At 71.8% G+C, this 4,902-nt stretch carries 6 protein-coding genes; 2 read left to right on the top strand and 4 right to left on the bottom strand.

The features are described 5' to 3' along the window. Nucleotides 1-319: 319 nt before the first annotated feature. The 3 genes from EYA84_RS32670 to EYA84_RS26420 all read right to left on the bottom strand — a co-directional run bounded on the left by EYA84_RS32670 (nt 320) and on the right by EYA84_RS26420 (nt 2,307). Nucleotides 320-988, bottom strand: coding sequence for a hypothetical protein (locus tag EYA84_RS32670; RefSeq protein ID WP_161595046.1), 669 nt, complete (start codon nt 986-988; stop codon nt 320-322). A gap of 202 nt (nt 989-1,190) precedes the next feature. After that, nucleotides 1,191-1,580, bottom strand: coding sequence for a hypothetical protein (locus tag EYA84_RS26425; RefSeq protein WP_131056378.1), 390 nt, complete (start codon nt 1,578-1,580; stop codon nt 1,191-1,193). A gap of 37 nt (nt 1,581-1,617) precedes the next feature. Then, on the bottom strand, nt 1,618-2,307 hold the full coding sequence (locus tag EYA84_RS26420) for a hypothetical protein (RefSeq protein ID WP_131056377.1): 690 nt from the start codon (nt 2,305-2,307) through the stop codon (nt 1,618-1,620). A gap of 19 nt (nt 2,308-2,326) precedes the next feature. Between EYA84_RS26420 and EYA84_RS26415 the strand changes: the two genes are divergently transcribed. Further along, the gene (locus EYA84_RS26415) at nt 2,327-2,506 is read left to right on the top strand and encodes a hypothetical protein (RefSeq protein WP_176092180.1); all 180 of its coding nucleotides are present in this window, start codon (nt 2,327-2,329) and stop codon (nt 2,504-2,506) included. Nucleotides 2,507-2,513: 7 nt separating this feature from the next. On the opposite strand, the gene EYA84_RS26410 is transcribed toward EYA84_RS26415, so the two are convergent. Then, nucleotides 2,514-4,187, bottom strand: a complete 1,674-nt coding sequence (locus tag EYA84_RS26410) for a right-handed parallel beta-helix repeat-containing protein (protein ID WP_131056373.1) — start codon at nt 4,185-4,187, stop codon at nt 2,514-2,516. A gap of 429 nt (nt 4,188-4,616) precedes the next feature. Here EYA84_RS26410 and EYA84_RS26405 point away from each other — a divergent pair. Next, a partial coding sequence (locus EYA84_RS26405; protein WP_201272486.1) for a C39 family peptidase occupies nt 4,617-4,902 on the top strand: 286 nt, incomplete at its 3' end.

The following is a 4,902-nucleotide window of genomic DNA, read 5'->3' as shown; positions in this document are numbered from 1 at the left end:
GCCTCCCGCCCGGCCGAGGACGCGCGCTCGGGAATGGGCGGGGCGGCGGCCGCTCCCGGCGGCACGGGATCGAACTCCGGACCCGGCCCCCGGTACGCGCCGATCGCGATGACGAACAGCATCACCATCGCGAGCAGGCCGATCGACATCAGGACCCAGGGAGAGGACGCGACGGCGGGGCCAGGGGATGAAAGATGACGCGGAGCGCGACGCATACCGGACATGAATCTCCTCAGCGGGCAGCCGGGCAAGCGTAACGATCTTTAGCGAAAGGGAAAAGTCCCCAGGGAAACACCGAACCGTCCTAAGAGTACGGTCCTCACAGGGCGCACGAGGAACCGTTGACCACACAGTGGGCGGGGTACTCACCGCCACCGGTGCGGCTGAACCGCAGATCCACCGCCTGCTGTGCCCCGGCGGCGAGCGGCACCGTCCCGCTGAGCAGGTACCATCCACCACCCTTGATGCTCACCGACACGCCCGGCCCGCTGGAGGCCCGGATGCCGGTGACGTCTCCGGTGAAGCGCAACTCGACCTGCCAGTCACGCGACTCGGCGGTGCCGTTGCGCACCACCATCTGCGCCCGGAACGAATCCGGTTCGACCGCGCCGCTGACCCGATAGGTGGCGGTGAGCGCTCCCTGGGCGACGGGCGGTCCCGGCGGGGCGGACGTCGGTCGGTCCGGCGCTCGGCTGGCCTCCGACCGTCCGGCCGGGGACGCGGTCCGCGACGACGGGGACGGCAGCACCGACGCTGCGGGTGACGCGGACGTGGCGGAGCCGCCCGGCGCCGGGCTGAGCCGCTCGGGAGCGGACGGGACCGACGTGACCGAATCCGAGGTGGACGGTGCCGGCAGCGTCATCGCCGGCCCCGGCTTCCACGCCGACGGCTGCTCCGGGCCACGAAAGGCCAGCGCCGCGACCACCAGCAGCACCGCCAGCACCGCGACACCGACCGAGACCACGACCCAGGGGGCCGAGGCGATCATCCGAGGGAGCGCCCGTCGACGGGCCGTCTCCGTGGTCTCGGCACCCGACGGCCGCACTGCCATTGAGGTCCCCCCTCGTCGCACCGACGCGACAGCCTAGTCACGACGGGGGCGGGGACGAAACGGGTGGGGGCGGATCGTCCGACCCGCCGGATCGGTCCCCGGGACGGCCGAGCACCGGGCGACCGCGCCGCACCCCGGGTCAGCCGGTACGGATGACCGTGCAGATGACCGGACCCTCCGCGGCGGCCCGCAGCAGATAGCGGTATCGCTCACCGGGCACCTGCCGACCCTGGCTGTCCAGGAACTCCCAGCGCACCGCCACCTCGGTCAGCAGCGCGGAGACCTGCTGCACCTCCTCGATGTCGGCGTGCGCGGCCACCAGCTCACGCTCGGCGTAGTCGGGGGCGGCGCCCACGAAGGACAACGCCACCGCCGCCGGCGAGGTGAACGAGAAGCTGTACGTGTCGGCGACCACCAACCCCGGCAGTGCGTAGCAACCGGCGATCGCGGGCAGGTCGCCGACGGTCAGGGCCACGCCGTACCGGTCGAAGAACTCGGTGAGCGTGTCGAGATCGGTGGAAGCATTCACGTCGCATGCAATTGCCGCCGCGCCGGTCGGCGAAACCTCAGCGCGTCGGGATGCGTACCTCGATCTCGCTGCCCAGCTGGGCACCGCCCTGCAGGCCGAGGTCGTCACCGCTCCAGAACCGACCCGGGTCGTACCAGTTCGGCCGCTTTCCCGGGGGCAGCAGGCCCATCGCCTCGTAGGTGACCGCCACGACTTCGGCGCAGTACGCCGTCTCCAGTGTCCGATCGCGCTCCACGGTCCGCTCGCGGGCGGTGGTCGCCCGCTGCCGCTGCGGCACCGGCAACCGCACCGCCGGCAACCGCACCGCCGGTACCCGTCCCCGCACCCACCGCCAGGCGAGCTGCGCGGTCGACGGGAACGGCGTGCCGTCCAGCCGGGCGATGGTCCGCAGCACCGACCCCTCCATCTCGGCGTCCGCCGGTGGGTCGAGCTGACGCAGCCAGGCCCGCTGGCCGTACCGGTTGGCCCAGACGCAGACCGCGTCGCGCAGGTCGTGCAACTGCACCCCGCGCTGGTGGGTGCCGGTCCACATGTCCGGCAGCGACCGGCCCAGCTCGGCGTGCCACATCAACGGCGGCATGTCGTCCAGCACGACCGCCATACCCACGTGGTTGACCGGGCTGTTGGTGATCGACTGGATGGCACGGTCGGGCACGCTGCGGCCGCGGAAGACCCACACGTCACCGGTACGCGTCAGCTCCACCGCCTCGTCCAGGCTGATGCTCATGGGGGACTACCCTAAGCGGATGCGGCAAGGAATGCGGTGGTGGAAGGTCCTCGGGATGGCCGGACTGGCCGGGGTGGCGGCCTCCGGCGTGGTCATCGCCCGGGCGGAACGGCGACGGCGCGCGTACACCCCCGAGGAGATCCGGGCCCGGCTGCGTGACCGCCACGCCGAGGCCGCCGCACCCGACGACGCGGCCTGAGACCCGCTCAGTCGATCTCCACGTGGTTGCGGTCCCATCGACCGCCCACCGGCGGGCTGTCCAACCGCAGCGCGCTCTCGGCATTGCCGGCGAGGTCGTTCTCCTCGACCCGGCAGGACACGCAGGAGCCCCGCTCGGTGATCCACAGGCCGTGCGTCTGCGTCGGCTCCTCACGGTTGTCCCAGATCCGGTTCCCGCGCACCGAGGCGGAGTCGAAGTGCGCGTTGACGACGATGCCGGCGCGCACCGGAGCCGCCGCCGACAACTCGTACGCCGTACCCGGCTCCGGGACGTCCTCGTTCCACGCGGTGGCCGCGTCCGGTCGCAGCTCGGCCAGGTCCAGGTCGGTGTCGCTGTTGCCGACCACCACCGCCACCCGGGAGCCCACCCGCAGCACCTTGCCCCGGTGCCCGTTCGTCGGCCAGTTCGCCGACCGGTCGGTCATCGCCCGACGGGCGTAGCGCACCGACTCCCCGGAGCCGGTCGACGCCGGGGCGCACTGCCGGCCGTTGTTGCGGATCCGGTTGTCCAGGACGGCCGCGTCGACCATCGGCCGGTCGATCCGGATCGCGTCCAGGCCGTTGTCCCAGAACTCGTTGTCGCTGATCACCACGTCCGACGACGGGCCCTGATAGCCGGCGCCCAGATCGTGCTGGTGATAGCCGTACCAGCCGTTGCCACTGATCCGGTTGCCCCGGATGGCGTACGGCCCGGGGGTGTTTCCCATGCTGATCCCGTCGCGGACGTTGCGGTCGATCACGCAGTTGCTGAGGATGCCGCCCCGGCCGGCGATGCCCGCCGTGCCGTTGGCGGAGACGTCGAAGCCGGCCTCCAGGTTGCCGGTGATGGTGCAGGCCGAGACGATCAACCCGTCGGCACCCCAGTCGGAGATGCCGAACCGGTTGGCCTGGCTGTGGCAGCCGATGATGCGGTAGCCGCGCGGGGGCGTCCAGTACGGCTTCTGCAACTCCAGGAAGATCCCGTTGGTGCCGTTGCCGAGGGTGGTGCAGTTGGCGATCGTGCAGCGTTCCACCTCGCCCCAGCCGCCGATGCCGATGCCGATGCCCGCGCCGCCCATCTCCTCGCCGTTGTCCAGCCGGCCGCAGCCGACCACCACCACACCGTCGATCAGGCTGTCCTGCAGGAAGTCGCACCCCAGGCCGGTGGCGCCGGTGTGGTGGATGTAGAGGTTGCGGAACACGCCCCGCACCACGTACTGGAGACCGAGTCCCTTGGCGAGGTAGCTGTACTCGGCCATGGCCACACCCGAGCCGTCGATCTCGAAGTCGGCGAAGGTGCAGTCGGCGATGTGCCGGTCCCGGTCCGCACCGTGCTGCACGGTGGTCCAGAAGGCCAACGGAGTCGGGTCCGCCCGGTTGCCCTCGTTGCTCAGCAGGAACCGGGTCGCGCCCGACCCCGCTCCGATCAGTGAGACACCGCTGCGCCAGACGGTGCCCGCGTCCCGGATCGAGTAGATCCCCGGCGGGCAGTAGATGACCCGGGCCCGGCCGTCGGCGGCGTACCCCTCGCCGAGCCGGTCGACCAGGGCGGACAACGCGGGTTGGTCATTGGTGACACCGTCACCTCGGAGGCCGAATTCGTGCGCGTCGCACCAGAGCGGCGCCCCGGCGACCGGGGACAGCCGCTCCCGGGTGGCGATGTACCGGCTCTCCTGCCACACGACGCGCTCCCCCTGAAAGTCGACGGCCTCCTCGCGAGCCGGGCGCTTTCCCGCTCCGATGTGCCGGAAACGCGTCCTCTGTGCGGGACGTCGGGCGGGCCGGCGCGGGCTAGGGCGGCTGACCCGGAGGTTCGTACCCGCGTGTCCGGTTTGCCGGCCGCCCGCCGGGTGGCCGTGGCCGCGGCGATCGCGGAATCATCGGGCCAGGCCGAGGGTTGTACATGGCATGACCGCGACGCCTCCCCCGGCGCCGCACCCCCCGGGACCCGGGTCGGAATGACCCCGCACCCCCCGGCGTTACACCTGGCCCGGACGTCGTGAGCAGTCCCCGGCCCCCGACGGTTCCGATCCGCACATCCCCCCTTTCGCACGGCCCCGGCACACCCCCACGTGGGCCGCGCGCACCCCCGACGAAAGGTTCAGATCATCATGCGTACCGCTATCTTCCGCAAGGCCGCCCTGACCGCTGCCGGCCTCGCCTTCACCGGCGGCGCCATCGCCGGCCCCATCACCACCGCGTACGCCGCGCCGGCCGGTCAGCCCGCCGCCGTCGTGCAGGCCGACCGCAAGGGCCACGGCGAACGTCAACTCGACGTCCGCTACGAAGCCCAGCCCAACTTCTACTACTGCGGCCCCGCCGCCGCCCGCAACGCCCTCAGCGTCCAAGGCAAGAACATCGACGTCCACACCATGGCCAAGCAGATGGGCACCACCG

It is taken from the genome of Verrucosispora sp. SN26_14.1 (assembly GCF_004307965.1).
Lineage (GTDB): Bacteria > Actinomycetota > Actinomycetes > Mycobacteriales > Micromonosporaceae > Micromonospora.
This window is presented reverse-complemented; position numbering and strand designations above follow the sequence as displayed.